Raw genomic sequence first — 3,502 nt, forward strand, 5'->3', positions numbered from 1 at the left:
AGTTGTTTGATCTTGTGTGGTCAAGTTTTTAAGGGCACACGGTGGATGCCTTGGCATTAGGAGCCGAAGAAGGACGTAGGAATCTGCGATAAGCCTGGGGGAGTTGATAACCGAACGGTGATCCCAGGATGTCCGAATGGGGAAACCCCGCCAGAGGCTGTGAGGTTATCTGGTGACCCGCATCTGAACACATAGGGTGCGTGGGGGGAACGCGGGGAAGTGAAACATCTCAGTACCCGCAGGAAGAGAAAACAAGAGTGATTCCGTTAGTAGTGGCGAGCGAACGCGGATGAGGCTAAACCGTTCCATGTGTGATAGCCGGCGGGCGTTGCATGGGCGGGGTTGTGGGACTTTCCGTACTGGTTCTGCCGGACCGGTGGGGTGAGAGCATGAGCATAGGTGAACGGTCTTGAAAGGCCGGCCGGAGAGGGTGTTAGCCCCGTAACCGTAATGTTGTGTGCCGCCTGGAGAGGATCCCAAGTAGCACGGGGCCCGAGAAATCCCGTGTGAATCTGTCAGGACCACCTGATAAGCCTAAATACTTCCTAATGACCGATAGCGGACCAGTACCGTGAGGGAAAGGTGAAAAGTACCCCGGGAGGGGAGTGAAACAGTACCTGAAACCGTGTGCTTACAATCCGTCGGAGCCAGTCTGATTCTGGTGACGGCGTGCCTTTTGAAGAATGAGCCTGCGAGTTAGTGTTACGTCGCGAGGTTAACCCGTGTGGGGTAGCCGTAGCGAAAGCGAGTCTGAACAGGGCGAGTGTAGTGGCGTGATCTAGACCCGAAGCGGAGTGATCTACCCATGGCCAGGTTGAAGCGACGGTAAGACGTCGTGGAGGACCGAACCCACTTCAGTTGAAAATGGAGGGGATGAGCTGTGGGTAGGGGTGAAAGGCCAATCAAACTCCGTGATAGCTGGTTCTCCCCGAAATGCATTTAGGTGCAGCGTTGCGTGTTTCTTGCCGGAGGTAGAGCTACTGGATGGCCGATGGGCCCTACAAGGTTACTGACGTCAGCCAAACTCCGAATGCCGGTAAGTGAGAGCGCAGCAGTGAGACTGTGGGGGATAAGCTTCATAGTCGAGAGGGAAACAGCCCAGACCACCAACTAAGGCCCCTAAGCGTGTGCTAAGTGGGAAAGGATGTGGAGTTGCGAAGACAACCAGGAGGTTGGCTTAGAAGCAGCCATCCTTGAAAGAGTGCGTAATAGCTCACTGGTCAAGTGATTCCGCGCCGACAATGTAGCGGGGCTCAAGTACACCGCCGAAGTTGTGGATTTCAGATAGTAGACAAGCCTTCGTGGTTCAGTCGTCTGGAGTGGTAGGGGAGCGTCGTGTGGGCGGTGAAGTCGCGGTGTAAACCAGCGGTGGAGCCTACACGAGTGAGAATGCAGGCATGAGTAGCGAAAGACGGGTGAGAAACCCGTCCGCCGAATGATCAAGGGTTCCAGGGTCAAGCTAATCTGCCCTGGGTAAGTCGGGACCTAAGGCGAGGCCGACAGGCGTAGTCGATGGACAACGGGTTGATATTCCCGTACCGGCGAAGAACCGCCCATGCCAAGCGGGGGATACTAACCGCCCGGAGCCTGCCCAATCACCCTTGTGGTGTGCGGGTTTTGGCCGAGCGCGGGACCTGATCCCGGGAGGTAAGCGTATTAACAGGTGTGACGCAGGAAGGTAGCCGGGCCGGGCGATGGTTGCCCCGGTCTAAGGATGTAGGGTCAGCGATAGGCAAATCCGTCGCTGTGTCTTGGATGACGATCCTGAGATCTGATGGGACTCCCGCAAGGGGGGATCCGGTGATCCTATGCTGCCTAGAAAAGCATCGGCGCGAGGTTTTAGCCGCCCGTACCCCAAACCGACACAGGTGATCAGGTAGAGAATACCAAGGCGATCGAGAGAATTATGGTTAAGGAACTCGGCAAAATGCCCCCGTAACTTCGGGAGAAGGGGGGCCCCAACCTTGAACACCACTTGCTGGTGGGAGGGGATCGGGGCCGCAGAGACCAGGGGGAAGCGACTGTTTACTAAAAACACAGGTCCGTGCGAAGTCGCAAGACGATGTATACGGACTGACTCCTGCCCGGTGCTGGAAGGTTAAGAGGACCGGTTAGCCGCAAGGCGAAGCTGAGAATTTAAGCCCCAGTAAACGGCGGTGGTAACTATAACCATCCTAAGGTAGCGAAATTCCTTGTCGGGTAAGTTCCGACCTGCACGAATGGAGTAACGACTTCCCCGCTGTCTCAACCATAAACTCGGCGAAATTGCAGTACGAGTAAAGATGCTCGTTACGCGCAGCAGGACGGAAAGACCCCGAGACCTTTACTATAGTTTGGTATTGGTGTTCGGAGTGGCTTGTGTAGGATAGGTGGGAGACGTTGAAGCCCGGACGCCAGTCCGGGTGGAGTCATCGTTGAAATACCACTCTGGTCACTTTGGACATCTAACTTCGGCCCGTGATCCGGGTCAGGGACAGTGCCTGATGGGTAGTTTAACTGGGGCGGTTGCCTCCTAAAAAGTAACGGAGGCGCCCAAAGGTTCCCTCAGCCTGGTTGGCAATCAGGTGTCGAGTGTAAGTGCACAAGGGAGCTTGACTGTGAGAGAGACATCTCAAGCAGGGACGAAAGTCGGGACTAGTGATCCGGCGGTACATTGTGGAATGGCCGTCGCTCAACGGATAAAAGGTACCTCGGGGATAACAGGCTGATCTTGCCCAAGAGTCCATATCGACGGCATGGTTTGGCACCTCGATGTCGGCTCGTCGCATCCTGGGGCTGGAGTAGGTCCCAAGGGTTGGGCTGTTCGCCCATTAAAGCGGTACGCGAGCTGGGTTTAGAACGTCGTGAGACAGTTCGGTCCCTATCCGCTGCGCGCGCAGGAAATTTGAGAAGGGCTGTCCTTAGTACGAGAGGACCGGGACGGACGAACCTCTGGTGTGTCAGTTGTACTGCCAAGTGCACCGCTGATTAGCTACGTTCGGATGGGATAACCGCTGAAAGCATCTAAGCGGGAAGCTCGCTTCAAGATGAGATTTCCATGCACCTCGTGTGTGAGAGGCCCCCAGCCAGACCACTGGGTTGATAGGCCGGATGTGGAAGACAGGACTAAAGACTGTTGAAGCTGACCGGTACTAATAGGCCGATAACTTACACCACACCAACACGATCACTGCTCGCGTCCACTATGTGGTTCCCGGACAACAACCCTTCCACGGGTTGATTGACCCAGGAGGAACCAAACCATAATTGAATAACAACACCACACATGTTGTAACCACCACACTTCCCACCCCCGCACCCATGTGCGAGCGGGGGCACGGGTAACAAGGTTACGGCGGTCATAGCGTGGGGGAAACGCCCGGTCCCATTCCGAACCCGGAAGCTAAGACCCACAGCGCCGATGGTACTGCACCCGGGAGGGTGTGGGAGAGTAGGACACCGCCGGACAACCATTCACCGTTCAGGCCCCGGGCACCCACGTGCCGGGGCCTGAACCATTTAA

General features: G+C 56.0%; 2 rRNA genes. Both read left to right on the top strand.

The features are described from left to right. The first annotated feature begins 18 nt into the window (after positions 1-18). Positions 19-3,156, top strand: a 23S ribosomal RNA gene (locus tag J2S96_RS20055). Between the two features lie 174 nt (positions 3,157-3,330). Continuing rightward, positions 3,331-3,447 (top strand): 5S ribosomal RNA (gene rrf, locus J2S96_RS20060). Positions 3,448-3,502: the final 55 nt, after the last annotated feature.

Source organism: Arthrobacter bambusae (assembly GCF_030812595.1).
Taxonomy (GTDB): domain Bacteria; phylum Actinomycetota; class Actinomycetes; order Actinomycetales; family Micrococcaceae; genus Arthrobacter; species Arthrobacter bambusae_B.